Origin of the sequence: Nonomuraea sp. NPDC049655, from assembly GCF_044465465.1 — a bacterium.
GTDB lineage: Bacteria > Actinomycetota > Actinomycetes > Streptosporangiales > Streptosporangiaceae > Nonomuraea.
Genome location: NZ_JBITLS010000005.1, coordinates 441,461 through 454,277, shown reverse-complemented (window position 1 = coordinate 454,277; position 12,817 = coordinate 441,461). Strand labels below are relative to the sequence as shown.

General features: G+C 73.8%; 13 protein-coding genes. 6 read left to right on the top strand and 7 right to left on the bottom strand.

Going from position 1 to position 12,817, the window contains the following annotated elements:
- Positions 1-4: 4 nt before the first annotated feature.
- The 5 genes from ACIBQ6_RS19120 to ACIBQ6_RS19100 form a co-directional block, all read right to left on the bottom strand.
- A complete protein-coding gene (locus tag ACIBQ6_RS19120) occupies positions 5-1,720 on the bottom strand; it encodes a thiamine pyrophosphate-binding protein (protein ID WP_397213264.1) in 1,716 nt (571 codons plus the stop codon).
- Complete coding sequence (locus ACIBQ6_RS19115) at positions 1,717-2,490, bottom strand: cyclase family protein (protein WP_352321865.1); 774 nt, start codon at positions 2,488-2,490, stop codon at positions 1,717-1,719. Before ACIBQ6_RS19115 ends, ACIBQ6_RS19120 begins: the two co-directional genes overlap by 4 nt.
- A gap of 75 nt (positions 2,491-2,565) precedes the next feature.
- On the bottom strand, positions 2,566-3,507 hold the full coding sequence (locus tag ACIBQ6_RS19110) for a carbohydrate kinase family protein (protein ID WP_397213262.1): 942 nt from the start codon (positions 3,505-3,507) through the stop codon (positions 2,566-2,568).
- Entirely contained in the window at positions 3,483-4,091 is a 609-nt protein-coding gene (locus ACIBQ6_RS19105) for a hypothetical protein (protein ID WP_397213260.1), read from the bottom strand. Before ACIBQ6_RS19105 ends, ACIBQ6_RS19110 begins: the two co-directional genes overlap by 25 nt.
- Before the next feature lie 46 nt (positions 4,092-4,137).
- Complete coding sequence (locus ACIBQ6_RS19100) at positions 4,138-4,566, bottom strand: CBS domain-containing protein (protein WP_358293720.1); 429 nt, start codon at positions 4,564-4,566, stop codon at positions 4,138-4,140.
- A gap of 139 nt (positions 4,567-4,705) precedes the next feature.
- Here ACIBQ6_RS19100 and ACIBQ6_RS19095 point away from each other — a divergent pair, with 139 nt between their 5' ends.
- From ACIBQ6_RS19095 to ACIBQ6_RS19085, 3 genes are all read left to right on the top strand, one after another.
- Positions 4,706-6,100: an aminopeptidase P family protein gene (locus tag ACIBQ6_RS19095; protein WP_358293722.1), complete on the top strand. Its 1,395-nt coding sequence runs from the start codon at positions 4,706-4,708 to the stop codon at positions 6,098-6,100.
- 103 nt (positions 6,101-6,203) lie between these two features.
- On the top strand, positions 6,204-6,950 hold the full coding sequence (locus ACIBQ6_RS19090) for a hypothetical protein (RefSeq protein ID WP_397213258.1): 747 nt from the start codon (positions 6,204-6,206) through the stop codon (positions 6,948-6,950).
- A 17-nt stretch (positions 6,951-6,967) separates the two neighbouring features.
- Positions 6,968-7,612, top strand: coding sequence for a 4'-phosphopantetheinyl transferase family protein (locus tag ACIBQ6_RS19085; protein WP_397213256.1), 645 nt, complete (start codon positions 6,968-6,970; stop codon positions 7,610-7,612).
- On the opposite strand, the gene ACIBQ6_RS19080 is transcribed toward ACIBQ6_RS19085, so the two are convergent.
- The gene (locus tag ACIBQ6_RS19080; protein ID WP_358293726.1) at positions 7,569-8,495 is read right to left on the bottom strand and encodes a cation diffusion facilitator family transporter; all 927 of its coding nucleotides are present in this window, start codon (positions 8,493-8,495) and stop codon (positions 7,569-7,571) included. The two genes, ACIBQ6_RS19085 and ACIBQ6_RS19080, sit on opposite strands and share 44 nt — an antisense overlap.
- An 80-nt stretch (positions 8,496-8,575) precedes the next feature.
- Between ACIBQ6_RS19080 and ACIBQ6_RS19075 the strand changes: the two genes are divergently transcribed.
- From ACIBQ6_RS19075 to ACIBQ6_RS19065, 3 genes are read left to right on the top strand one after another with little or no spacing between them, the layout of a single operon-like run.
- Complete coding sequence (locus ACIBQ6_RS19075) at positions 8,576-9,034, top strand: MarR family transcriptional regulator (RefSeq protein ID WP_358293728.1); 459 nt, start codon at positions 8,576-8,578, stop codon at positions 9,032-9,034.
- Between the two features lie 60 nt (positions 9,035-9,094).
- Entirely contained in the window at positions 9,095-9,748 is a 654-nt protein-coding gene (locus tag ACIBQ6_RS19070; RefSeq protein WP_397213253.1) for an LppX_LprAFG lipoprotein, read from the top strand.
- A 5-nt stretch (positions 9,749-9,753) separates the two neighbouring features.
- Entirely contained in the window at positions 9,754-11,310 is a 1,557-nt protein-coding gene (locus ACIBQ6_RS19065; protein ID WP_397213251.1) for an MFS transporter, read from the top strand.
- Between the two features lie 24 nt (positions 11,311-11,334).
- Here ACIBQ6_RS19065 and aspS read toward each other — a convergent pair whose 3' ends face one another.
- Positions 11,335-12,591 carry an aspartate--tRNA(Asn) ligase gene (aspS, locus tag ACIBQ6_RS19060; protein ID WP_397213249.1) on the bottom strand — a complete coding sequence of 419 codons (1,257 nt, stop codon included), beginning with the start codon at positions 12,589-12,591 and terminating at the stop codon, positions 11,335-11,337.
- Positions 12,592-12,817: the final 226 nt, after the last annotated feature.

Below are 12,817 nucleotides of genomic sequence, written 5' to 3'. Positions count from 1 at the left end.
CCGCTCAGTGGCCCTTGAAGGCCTCCTCCAGCCACCAGGAGCCGCGTTCGCCGGTGATCCTGGCGTGCACCAGCAGCGGGCGGTCCCTGGGCCCCTTGAGCCATTCGGCCACGCCCGCCAGCCCGGCGGCGTCCGTGACGGTCACCGCCGCGAACCCGTGGCCCCGGGCGATCGCGGCCAGGTCGGCGGGCGGGAAGCGGACCGTGCCGAGCGGATGCCCGTGCGGCCCGAAGTGGTGCACCTCCGCCCCGTACGCCTCGTCGTCGTAGACCACGACCACCATGGGCAGCCCCAGCCGGACGACGGTCTCCAGCTCGGCGGTGCCCATGAACGCGCCGCCGTCGCCCAGGGCGGCCACCGGGAGCCGGTCCGGACGGGCCAGGGCGGCCCCGATCGCGGTCGCCAGCCCGAGCCCGACCGACTGGAACGCCTGGGTGAAGCAGAACCCGCCCGCGTCCGGCACGTCCAGGAACATCGAGGGATATCCCATGAAGTTGCCCGAGTCGACGGACACGACGCGCTCGCTCGGGAGCAGGTCGTCCAGGGCGATGGTGAGCGTTCTCGGGTCGATGCGGCCCGCGCCGCTCTCGTCCCGGTACGGCACCGCGCGCCAGCGCCCCTCGTCCCTGATCCGCCGGGCCAGCTCGGCCGACCGGTAGCCCGGCGCGGCGCCGCCCGGCCCGGTGAGGGCCGCCGCCACGGCGCGGACGTCCCCGACCACGCCGAGGTCGGCCCGGACGTGCGCGCCGACGGCCGCCGGGTCGAGGTCGACCTGGGCCACCTTCGCCTCCGGCGGGATCAGCGTGCCGTGGCGGGTCGTCCACATGTTCAGGGCGCAGCCCCAGCCGACGATCAGGTCCGCGCCGCGGATCAGCTCGGCGGCCAGCGGGGTGGCGAAGCCGCCGCTCACGTCGAGGTCCCAGGGGCTGCCGCGGAACAGGCCCTTGGCGACGGCGGAGGTGGCCAGCAGGGCGCCGGTGCGGTCGGCCAGCGCCTCCAGCTCGCGGCGGGCGTGCCGGGCGCCGCGGCCCGCGACGAACACCGGCCGCCGCGCCCCGGCCAGCAGCCGCCCCAGCGCGGCCGTCGCGTCGTCCGCGGCTGCCCGGTCGGGCCCGGCCGTCATGTCCTGCGCCGCTGAGCGGTCGGGCCCGGCCGTCGTGTCCTGCGCCGCTGAGCGGTCGGGCCCGGCCGCGCCGGTCAGGGCAGGTGCGGGGGCGCGGCTGCGGGAGGGGGCGGACTGCACGTCGAGCGGCAGGTTCAGCAGGACCGTGCGGCGTTCCCGCGAGGCCACGCGGAAGGCTTCGAGCGCCTGCTCCTCGGCCCGCGCGGCGTCCGTGAGACGCATGGGGACCGCGCCCACCGCCGCGGCCAGGGCGTCCTGGTCGATGTGGAAGTTGGAGCGCGCGTCCGTCGCCTCACCGGCCAGGACGATCATCGGCGTACGGCTCTTGGCCGCCTCGGCGATCCCCGTCATCGCGTTGGTCAGCCCCGGCCCCTGGTGGACCGTGACGACGCCGACCTCGCCGCTCATCCGGGCGTAGGCGTCGGCCATGGTCGCCGCCCCGCCCTCGTGCCGCGCCGCGACGAACCGCACGCCGTGCTCGACCAGCGCGTTCGTGACGTGGAAGTTGCCGCTGCCGACCACCCCGAACGCCGTGCGGACGCCGCCGGCGGCCAGCGCCCGGCCGACCGCCGCGGCCGCCGTCTCCGGGACGGTCAACGTTCCACCAGGGCCAGGACGCGGACGGGGCTGCCGGAGCCGCCCACGATGGGCAGCGGCGGGGCGACCACGGCGGCCCCGGTCACCGGCAGGCGGTCGAGGTTGCGGAGCTGGGTCAGTCCGTACTTGCCCGCGCCGAGCAGGAAGGAGTGGCAGGGGAAGGGCGGGTCGAAGGAGTGGGCGGCCCCGGCGTCGGTGCCGACGGTCTCCACGCCGAGCCCGAGGATCGGGGTCTCGGCGGCCAGCCAGGACGCGCACTCGACCGAGATGCCCGGCGAGTGCGGGCCGGTCTCGTCGGCGTTGAGGAAGGCGGCCTGGTCGGCGGAGCGGGCGTCCCAGCCGGTGCGGTAGAGCAGCCAGCCGCCGTCGGGCAGCGGGCCGTTGGCGCGTTCCCATTCCTTGACGTGGTCGATCTGCAGCAGGAAGTCGGGGTCCTTGGCCGCCTCGGCGGCGAAGTCGAGCACGACCGCGGGCGCGATCAGGCTGCGTACGGGCACCTGGGAGACGTCCTGGCCGTCGCGGGCGGTGACCCAGTGGACGGGGGCGTCGAAGTGGGTGCCGGAGTGCTCGCCGGTGTGGATGTCGTTCCAGTACCAGGCGGGGCCGCGGTCGTCGTAACGGCTGATCTCCTCCAGCCGGAACGGGATGGTGTTGCCGAACGGCTCGGGCAACTGGAGGATCGGCGTCTCGGAGGACAGGGGCGCGGTCAGGTCGACCACCTCGATCGCACCGCCGCGCACGCTGTCCAGGAAGCTCTGCAACACCGACATGTCATCCTCCTTGTTGGGCTGAGCGCATCCTCCTCCAGCGGGACTCACCCGCGCAACGACACGGCAGGGCGGTCTTCACAGGTCGTCCCAGGTGGGTTGGGCGGCGGTGCCGCCGGCCGCGCGGGTGGACAACGATCCGCAGGCCAGGGCCACGTCGAGGCACTCACGCGGGCTCATCCCGCGCAGCCTGGCGGCGAGGTAGCCCGCGTCGAAGCTGTCGCCGGCGCCGACGGTGTCCACGGGCTCGACGGCCCTGGCCGGGGCCCGCGTCACCAGGCCGGACTCCCAGGCCAGCGCGCCGTCCGCGCCGTCCTTGACGACGACGGCCGGTCCGAGGGCGCCCAGCCGCGCCGCGACGGCCTCCAGCGGCCCGTCACGGACGCCGGACAGGCGGGCCGCGATCGCCCTGGCCTCGCCGGCGTTGGGCAGGAACACGTCGGTGGCGGCGAGCACGTCCGCCAGGCCGTCCCAGCGGCCGGCCGGGTCGTCGTTGGTGTCCAGCGAGGTCGTGGCGCCCGCCGCGCGCAGCTCCGCCAGCAGCGCGGGCAGCCCGTCCGCCAGTCCCGGCTGCAGGAAGTACGACGACACGTGCACGTGCCGGGCCAGGCCGCGCGGCACGTCCGCGGCGGTCAGGTACGGCAGGCAGCCCGGCGAGGTGAGGATGGCCCGGTCCGTCCCGTCGGCGAGCACGACGGTCATGGCCGTGGGCCGGGGGTCGGTGACGCAGTGGGAGACGTCCACCCCGCGCTCGGCCAGCGCGCCGAGGGCGAAACGCCCCGCCGCGTCGTCGCCCACGCGGCCGGCGAAGGCGGTGCGCAGGCCGAGCCTGGCGGCCCCGCACGCGGTGATCGCGCCGGACCCGCCGAGGACCAGGTCGCCGCCCGCGACGAGCTGTTCGCGCTGGCCGTACGCCAGGTCGCGCGGCGCGCCGGTCAGCACGATGTCGGGGTTGGCGTCGCCGACGACCAGGAGGTCGAACCCACCGGCCGCCGTCACGCCTTGGTCCACTGTGCGCATCCGGCGGTCTGGAACGCCTTGTCGCCAGGCTCGATGGTGACGCTCGCCGGGCCGGTCGGCGCGCCCGCGTTGATCACCGAGCCGAGATCGGGGGACGTGCTGTTCAGCCGGGCCCAGAAGCAGTTCGTGGAACCGGCGACGGGACCGGTCGTGCGGTAGGTGCCGGGCGGCATGTCCACGCCCACGACGAACGTGCGCATCCCGGCCATCGGCCCGGTCTGCGCCGGTCCGGGCTGCGTGGGACCGGTCTGCGTGGGACCGGTCTGCGCCGGTCCGGTCTGCGTGGGACCGGTTTGGGCGGGGCCGGTCTGGGCTGGACCGGTCTGGAGGGGGTCCGTCTGGAGGGGGCCGGTCTGCGGGGCGTCCGTCGGGGCGGGCTGGGTGGCGGGGACGGAGGCCGAGGGCGGGCCGGTGCCCTCGACCGTCACCGTGACCCTGGGCGCCGGCGAGGCCGACGAGCCCTCCGCGCCGTACCCGACGAAGATGCCCAGGATGAAGGCCACCACGGCGGCCAGCCCGGACACGAGCAGGATGATCGGCGGACTGCTCGTCGCCCGAGGGGGCTCAGGGGGGCCGTACGTCACGGACCCAAGGGTGCCATCTCCATCGACGCCCCTGTCAACGCCCCGGTCAGCGGTGGAGGTAGTCGACGAGCGACGCCTTCTCCGTCTCCAGCTCCTCGATCGCGCTCTTGACCACGTCGCCGATGCTGACGATGCCCACCAGCCGGCCGTTCTCGACCACGGGCATGTGGCGGAACCGGTGGGTGGTCATCGTGCGGCGCAGCTCGTCGACGTTGTCGCCGGGCCCGGCCGTGCGGACCTCGGTCGTCATGATCGAGGAGACCGGCGCGTCGAGGATCTCGGGGCCCCGGTCGTGCAGCCGCCGCACCACGTCGCGCTCGGAGACGATCCCCTGGATCGTCGTGCCGTCGGTGGAGACGACGACCGCGCCGATGTTGTGGTCGGCGAGCTTGCCGAGCAGTTCCCGGACCGTCGCCGCCGGCGCCACCGTGGTGACAGCGTTTCCCTTGTTGCGCAGGATCGTCCCGATGAGCATGTGCACCACCTCTGCTCCCGTTGTCCCCGGCCGAGGGCCGGCTTATGCCCGGTCCTCACAGGCAAACAACCGAGTGGGGACCCCGTCAAGCGGTCACGTAGGCTGACTTGCCGCATCTCCGACGACGTGGAAGGCATCGATGACCGAGCAGCTCAACACCGGAAGCCACGACCTGCCCATCACCCCGGAGCTGGCCGCGTTCATGCGCACCGGCTGGGCCGACACCCGGCGCACCGGCGTGACCGCGCTGCCGATCGCTCCCTGGGCGGCCCGGCGCAGGGCGGCGCTGGCCGCGCGTTTCCCCGGTGAGCGGCTGGTCGTCCCGTCGGGCACGCTCAAGGTGCGCAGCAACGACAGCGACTACCGGTTCCGTCCGCACAGCGCGTACTCCTACCTGACGGGCGCGGGCGAGCCCGGCGACGTGCTGGTCATCGAGCCGTCCGGGCAGGCCGTGCTGTACGTGCGGCCGCGCTCGCCGCGCGAGGAGGGCGAGGAGTTCTACCGCGACCGCCGCTACGGCGAGTTCTGGGTGGGCCGCAGGCCCGACCTGGCCGAGGCGTCGGAGCTGTACCAGATCGAGTGCGCGCACATCCGCGACCTGCGCTCCGAGGGCCCGGCCCGGGTGCTGCGCGGCGTCGACGCCTCCGTCGACGCGCTGGTGCCGGCGGGCGGCCGCGACGCCGAGCTGGAGGTGTTCCTGTCGGAGATGCGGCTGGTCAAGGACGAGTGGGAGGTCGGCGAGCTGCAGTCGGCCGTGGACGCCACCGTGCGCGGCTTCGAGGACGTCGTGCGCGCCCTGCCCGCGGCCCTCGGCCACCCGCGCGGCGAGCGTTACCTGGAGGGCGTCTTCGGGCTGCGCTCGCGCCTGGAGGGGAACGCGGTCGGCTACGACAGCATCGTGGCCTCCGGCGCCCACGCCTGCGTGCTCCACTGGATCCGCAACGACGGCGCGCTGGCCGAGGGCGACCTGCTCCTGCTGGACGCCGGCGTCGAGACCGACACCCTCTACACCGCCGACGTCACCCGGACGTTCCCGCTGTCGGGCCGGTTCACCGCGGCGCAGCGGCAGGCGTACGAGCTGGTGCTGGCCGCCCAGGACGCCGGCATCGCGGCGCTGAAGCCCGGCGCGAGCTTCCGCGACTTCCACCTGGCGGCCATGCGCGTCATCTGCGAGGGCCTGCACGACTGGGGCCTGCTGAAGGACTCCCCCGACGCCCTCATGGAGTCGGGCCTGTACCGCCGCTACACGCTGTGCAGCAGCGGCCACATGCTCGGCCTCGACGTGCACGACTGCGCCAGGTCGCGGGCCGAGGTCTACCTCGACGGCGTGCTGGAGGAGGGCAACGTCCTGACGGTCGAGCCGGGCCTGTACTTCCAGCCCGACGACCTGACGCTGCCCGCCGAACTGCGCGGCATGGGCATCCGCATCGAGGACGACCTGGTGGTCACCGCCGAGGGCGCCACCCTGATGTCGAAGGCCCTCCCCCGCCACCCCGACGAGATCGAGTCCTGGATGAACGTCGTCCGCTCGTGACGGCCCGGTCACTTCTCGTGGCCGACTGACAAGGTGCGACCGGGGCTGGCATCGTGGGCTGGATCGCGGCGGGCCGGGCAGCCCGCCGCCGTGAGGAGTCCCCATGACCGCCGACCACCACCTCGCCGCCCCCACCACCCCGGACACCGGGGCGCCTCCACAGCCCCCCACCGAAGCTCCCACCGAAGCTCCCACCGAAGCTCCCACCGAAGCTCCCGCCGAGGCGGAGAGCGGCCGAGAGGCGGAGGGCGGCGGGACGGCGGCGGTGGGCGGGCGGTTCACACGGGGGCGGGTGCTCGGCGCGCTGGCGGCGATGCTGGCGGCGGCCGTCGCGGCCGCCGCCGTGCCGCAGTGGATCGACGCCTCCCGGGCCCAGGACGCGCTGGCCCGCCTGGAGCGCGAACGCGCCCTGCGCCTGGAGGTCTCCGGCGCCGCGAGCGCCTTCGGCCAGGCCCTGCTCAGCTACGACTACAAGGACCTCCAGAGCACCCGCTCGACCCTGTCCGCCCAGGCCACGGGCGACTTCCAGGCCACCTACGACGCGGCGTTCGGCGGCGCGACGTCCCAGGTGATCGTCAAGCTCAAGGCCGTCTCCCAGGCCAAGGTCCGCGAGGTCTACCTGGCCGACGCCGACGCCGACGCCGACGCCGACGCGGCCACCGCGCACGCCATCGTCGTCGTGGACCAGCAGGTGAACACCGCGCAGGCGATTCGCTCGGTGAAGGATTCGCACCTTAAGATCACGCTTGTGAAGCAGAAGGGCGCCTGGAAGGTCCAGGACGTGACCGTGCTCGGCGCGGCCTCGCAGGACCAGCACAAGCTCGACGACCCCGCGGCGAAGAAGGACTGACGATCGTCCCCCTGGCGATGGGCGGCCGCCCCGAAGAGGTGCGCGCCCCCGAGACGTGGCTGACCGAGGCCGAGCGCGAACGCGCCGACCGGTTCGTCTTCCCCGCCGACCGCGCCTGTTTCGTCGCGGCCCACCTGCTCGTCCGCCTGTGCGCCGCGGCCGTGCTGGATCTGCCGCCGGAGGGGCTGACCCTGCTGCAGCACTGCGAGGTGCACGGCCCCGGCCACGGCAGGCCGTACCTGCGCGAGGCCCCCGAGCTGGGCGTGAGCTTCAGCCACACCCGCGGCTACGTGTGCGCCGCGGCCGGCCCCGGCCGGGTCGGCGTGGACGCCGAGCACGTGCCGACGGGCCCGCTGAACGAGGGCCTGGCCGACCACGCGCTCACGCCCGCCGAACGCGCCCTGGTGACCGGCAACGACGATCTGATCCGCCACTGGACCCGCAAGGAGGCCCTGGTCAAACGCGGCGAGCTCACCCTGGACGAGCTGCGCACGACCGGCGTCGACCCGCTGCCGGTCGGCCACCTGCTGGAATGGCGGGCCGCCCCGGACATCAGGGTCGCCGTCGTCACCGACACGCCGGCCGAGCGGATTCCCGTCCCGCGCTCTGAGGGCCCGGTCAGCGGCGGCGGGTCGGGGTGGGGTCGAGGAAGACCAGGGTGACGCCGGAGAAGCGGTCGCGCAGCCGCCGGTCGATCTCGTCGCAGGCGATCTCCACGCCCGCCGCGCTCGCCTCGTCCCGGAAGTCGATCTTCGCGGCGATCATGATGGAGCCCGGCCCGATCATCATCGTCAGCAGCTCGACCACGTCGTCCACCTCGGGCTGGGCCAGCAGCACCGCGCGGATGCCGACCTCGATCTGCCTGGGGGCGGCCTGGCCGATCAGCAGCGACAGGTTCGACTGGATCAGGATGAGCGCGACCACCAGCAGGAGCAGGCCGATGGCGACCGAGGCCGCGCCGTCCCACAGGGCCGAGCCGGACAACTGCGAGCCGAGCAGCCCGAGCGCCGCGATCACCAGGCCCACCAGCGCGGCGGCGTCCTCGAACAGGACGGCCTTGAGCGCGGTGTCGGACGTGATCCGCACCAGCCGCGCCGGATGCACCTTGTACCGGCCGGCCTCGGCGCGCAACTGCGAGTACGCCTTCGTGAACGAGATGCCCTCGATCACGAACGAGACGGCCAGCACGACGTAGGACGGCGTGAGGTTGCCCAGCTTCTCGCCGTGGCTGATCTCGTGCAGCCCGTGGGTGACGGAGAACCCCGCCCCGCCGACCAGCGTCGCGACCGCCGCCATCATCGCCCAGAAGAACCCCGCCTTGCCGTAGCCGAACGGGTGGCGCTCGTCGGGCGGCTTGCCCGCCCGGCGTACGGAGACCAGCAGCAGCAGTTCGGTCATCGTGTCGGCGGCCGAGTGGGCCGCCTCGGACAACATCGCGGCCGAGCCGCCGATCAGCCCCGCGACGAGCTTGGCCAGGGCGATGGTCAGGTTCGCGGCGCCCGCGACCAGCACGGTCGCCAGGCTCTCCCCCGACTTCTCCTCCATCAGATCACTGTACGGCGGCCCTCGCGGCGGCCCCCCCGCAGGTAGCCGCATCGTCGGAGGCGTGCGATAGATTGGGGATCATGAGCGCGCCCCGCTGGCTTTCCCCCGCCGAACAGCGTGCCTGGCGTACGCATCTCGCGCTGCACAAGCTGCTCATGCACCGCCTCGACCGCGAGCTGCAGGAGCACCAGCTCTCGCTGAACGACTACGAGATCCTGGTCAACCTCTCCGAGAGCCCCGAGCGGCGCATGCGGATGAGCGACCTGGCCGACGCCACGATCCAGTCGCGCAGCAGGCTGTCGCACCAGATCTCCCGCATGGAGGCCAAAGGGCTGGTCACCAGGGAAGACTGCCGCGACGACCGGCGCGGCACGTTCGCCGTCCTGACCGACGAGGGCTGGGCGACGATCCAGCGGGTGGCGCCCGACCACGTCGCGAGCGTGCGCGAGCATTTCGTCGACCGGCTCACCGACGACCAGCTGGAGGCGCTGGAGCAGGCGTTCGGTCCCATCGTCGAGCACCTGAAGAAGCTGCGCTGAGGCCCAACCGATATCGGCGACGGCTCACCGGCGTTCCCGGGCGCTCGCTACGATCCGCTCATGCTCCGAAAGCTGCTGATCGTTGTCGTGCTCGCGCTGATGCCGGCCTGCTCCGCGGGGGGCGGCGGGGGTGACGAGCTCCCCGCCGGGCCCGAGGTGATGAAGAAGTCCGCGGAGGCCATGAAGGCCGTCAGGTCGGCCGGTTTCTCGATCGCCACGGAGGGCAAGCCCAACGTGCCGCTCAAGAAGGCCGACGGCAGGCTCACCTCGGCGGGCGACGCCGATGGCACGATCACGCTGGAGGTGCTGGGCACCCTGCAGGAGATCACCTTCGCCCTGATCGGCGACACCGTGCACTTCAAGGGGCCGACCGGCGGCTTCCAGACGATGACCAGGCAGCAGCTCGCCCAGTTCTACGACCCGTCGGTGATCCTCGACCCGGGCAAGGGCATCGCGCAGCTGCTCGCCTCGGCGACCGACCCCACGGTGGAGGCGGTCGAGGACGGCTCGTACCGGGTGGCCACGACGTTCTCCGGGCAGGTCGTCGGGCAGATCGTCCCGGGCGTCACGCAGGGCGTCAACGGCAAGGTCTGGGTCGACAAGGCCAGCAGCAGGCTCACCAAGGCGAGCCTGCCGCTGCAGAACGGCACGGTGACGGTGACGTTCAGCGACTACGACGCGCCGGTCACGATCACGCCGCCGCCGTCCGGATGAGCCCGGTGAGCCGGAACGTCCCGGCCGACCGCGGCCGCCGGGTCGCGCTCGGCGCGGGCGGCGCGGTGGTGCTGCTGGCCGCGCTCGACGCCTACGTGGTCGTGACGGTCCTGATGGACATCGCCCACGACGTCGGCGTGCCGCAGAACCACCTGGAGCGGGTCACGCCGGTCGTCACCGGGTTCCTGCTCGGCTACGTCGCCGCGATGCCGCTGCTCGGCCAGCTCTCCGACCGTTACGGCCGGCGGCCGCTGATCCACGCCTGCCTGGCGGCGTTCGCGCTCGGCTCGGTGCTGACCGCGCTGGCGGCCGGTGAGGCGATGGTGGTGTCGGGCCGTACGGTGCAGGGCGTGGCGGGCGGGGCGCTGCTGCCGATCACGATGGCGCTGATCGGCGACCTGTGGGAGGCGCGCGACCGGCCGCTCGCGCTGGGCGCGGTGGGCGCGGCGCAGGAGCTGGGCAGCGCCCTTGGCCCCCTGTACGGCGGCGTGCTGGCGCTGGTCCCGCCGGTCGCCGTGGCGGGCGTGGAGCTGGGCGGCTGGCACGCCATCTTCTGGGTCAACGTGCCCCTCGCCGCCCTGGCCGCCGTCGCCGTGCAGCGTACGGTCCCGGCCCGGCCGCCCTCCGGCACGGCCCGCGTCGACGTCGTCGGCGGCGCCCTGCTGGCGCTGGCGCTGGCCCTCCTGGTCGTCGGCCTGTACAACCCCGATCCGGCCACGACCGTGCTGCCGCCGTGGGGTCCGCCGGTGATCGCGGCCGGGGCGGTGGCGGGCGGCGTCTTCGTCTGGTGGGAGATCCGCTCCCCCGTCCGGCTGCTCGACCTGTCGGCCGCCCGCAAGTCGCCGCTGCTGGCGACGCTGGGCGTGAGCTTCCTGGCGGGCGCGGCGCTGCTGGTGACGATGGTCTTCGTGCAGTTCACCGCCCAGACGCTGCTGGACAAGGACGCCCTGGGCGCGGCGCTGGTCCTGGCCCGGTTCCTCGGCGCGCTGGCCGTGGGCGCGCTGCTCGGCGGCATGCTGGCCCGGCGGGCCGGCGAACGCGCGGTGGCGGTGCCCGGCCTGCTGATCGCCGCGGCCGGATACTGGCTGATGAGCCGCTGGCCGCTCGACCTGGCCGGCGCGGGCCTGGCCGTGGACGCCGACCTGGTCGTGGCGGGGCTCGGCCTCGGCCTGGTGATCGCGCCGGTCTCGTCGGCGGTCCTGCGGGTCAGCCCGGCCGTCCAGCACGGCGTCGCCTCGGCGGCGGTCGTGGTGGCCAGGATGATGGGCATGCTCGTCGGCGTGGCGGGCGTGTCGGCGTGGGGGTTCCACCGGTTCCAGTCGCTGACCGCGAACCTGGACACGCCGCTGCCGTTCGGCGTGGACGCGCAGACCTACCAGCGGCGGCTGGCCGACTACCTGGCCCAGGTCGATGCCGCCCTGCACGTCGAGTACACCGAGATGTTCCTGCTCACGGCGTTCGTCTGCCTGCTGGGGGCGGCGGTGGCGCTGCTCATGCCGCGCCGCGCCCTGCCGGAGGCGGCGCCCGCCCTCGCGGACGCCGCCCCCGACCCCGAACACTGACCGTGAATCAGGTGGCGCCGCCGGTCAGGGCGACAGGCGGTGCAGGTCGCGGGGGAAGGCGGTGGTCTGGCGGATGTTGGCGGCGCCGGTCAGCCGGGCCGTCCAGCGTTCCAGGCCGAGGGCGAACCCGCCGTGCGGCGGCATCCCGTACCGGAACGCCTGGAGGTAGCCCTCGTACGGCTGCACGTCCCCGTCCAGGGCCTGGACGTAGTCGTCGTACCGGTGCAGGCGCTGGCCGCCGGTCACCAGCTCCAGGCCCCTGAACAGCAGGTCGAAGCCGTTGGAGTAGCCCGGTCTGGCCGGGTCGGGATGGGTGTAGAACGGCCGCTTGGACATCGGGTAGCCGGTGACGAACAGGAACTCCGACCCGTGCTCGCGCAGCGCCCAGTCCGACAACCAGCGTTCCTGGGCCGGTGACAGGTCGGGCTCGTCCTCGCCGGTCAGCCGCTGTGCCTCGGTGAAGTGCACGGCCGGGATCTCGGCGGGCACGGCGGGCAGCACGGCCCCGGCCGCCTCGACGGCGGACGCGGCCCGGCGGCGCACCGACTCCACCATGCCGGCGACGACCTCCCGCAGCACGGCCATCACGTCCCGGTGGTCGGCCACGAAGCCCAGCTCGGCGTCGAGGCTGGTGTACTGGGCCAGGTGGCGGACGGTGTCGTGCGGCTCGGCGCGGAAGACCGGCCCGACCTCGTAGACCCGCTCGAACACCCCGACCATCGTCTGCTTGTAGAACTGCGGCGACTGCGCGAGGTAGGCGCGGCGGCCGAAGTAGTCGATGCCGAAGACGTTCGCGCCGGACTCGGTGGCCGAGGCCACGATCTTGGGCGTGTGGATCTCGGTGAACCCGAGGCCGTCCAGCGTCTCGCGGAACCCGGCCACGCTCGCCGCCGAGATCTCCAGCGGCGCCCGCAGCAGCGGATGCCGCAGTGCGACGGGCGCGTGGTCGAGGACCGTCGGCAGCGTGGCGGCCACGACCGGCCGGTAGAGGTCGAACGGCGGCGCCTGGGCGGGCTCGGCCAGGACCTCGATCTCCGGGCCGGTCAGCTCGACCCCGCCCGGCGCCTGCTCGGCCGGGGTCACGGTGCCGGTGACCCGGACGACGCTCTCCTCCGGCGGCAGCTCCCCGTCCGCGCTGACCACCTGGGCCAGCCCGGCACGGTCGCGTACGACCAGGAAGGAGACGGATTTCAGGTGCCGGCGGCGATGGACCCAACCGGCGATCGTCACTCGTCGGCCGGCGTGCTCAGCGAGCGACGCCGACAGGACACGAGAGATCATTACAGCTCCTCTGCAGGAAATGCATGACCCCTTGGGAGTGCGGGGGAGAAGGGAGCTCCCGGTGCCACCGCACTTTCGCCGCCCGCGAGGGGCGGCCTCCACGACCCGATGACGAGGGTCAGCCGGCGGGGCATTTCCTCCCCGCACTCGGGAGTGTCTTCACCAGCGGACACGGGACCGCCTTCACAGCTGCCGGCGGCTCTCTGGGCCCGTGCGGCCCGCTGGC

Coding starts and splice junctions, on each gene's coding strand:
- ACIBQ6_RS19095 (WP_358293722.1), top strand. CDS start 4,706: ATGACCGAGCAGCTCAACACCGGAAGCCACGACCTGCCCATCACCCCG.
- ACIBQ6_RS19090 (WP_397213258.1), top strand. CDS start 6,204: ATGACCGCCGACCACCACCTCGCCGCCCCCACCACCCCGGACACCGGG.
- ACIBQ6_RS19070 (WP_397213253.1), top strand. CDS start 9,095: ATGCTCCGAAAGCTGCTGATCGTTGTCGTGCTCGCGCTGATGCCGGCC.
- ACIBQ6_RS19080 (WP_358293726.1), bottom strand. CDS start 8,495: ATGGAGGAGAAGTCGGGGGAGAGCCTGGCGACCGTGCTGGTCGCGGGC.
- ACIBQ6_RS19085 (WP_397213256.1), top strand. CDS start 6,968: ATGGGCGGCCGCCCCGAAGAGGTGCGCGCCCCCGAGACGTGGCTGACC.
- ACIBQ6_RS19100 (WP_358293720.1), bottom strand. CDS start 4,566: ATGCTCATCGGGACGATCCTGCGCAACAAGGGAAACGCTGTCACCACG.
- aspS (WP_397213249.1), bottom strand. CDS start 12,591: ATGATCTCTCGTGTCCTGTCGGCGTCGCTCGCTGAGCACGCCGGCCGA.
- ACIBQ6_RS19115 (WP_352321865.1), bottom strand. CDS start 2,490: ATGTCGGTGTTGCAGAGCTTCCTGGACAGCGTGCGCGGCGGTGCGATC.
- ACIBQ6_RS19075 (WP_358293728.1), top strand. CDS start 8,576: ATGAGCGCGCCCCGCTGGCTTTCCCCCGCCGAACAGCGTGCCTGGCGT.
- ACIBQ6_RS19110 (WP_397213262.1), bottom strand. CDS start 3,507: ATGCGCACAGTGGACCAAGGCGTGACGGCGGCCGGTGGGTTCGACCTC.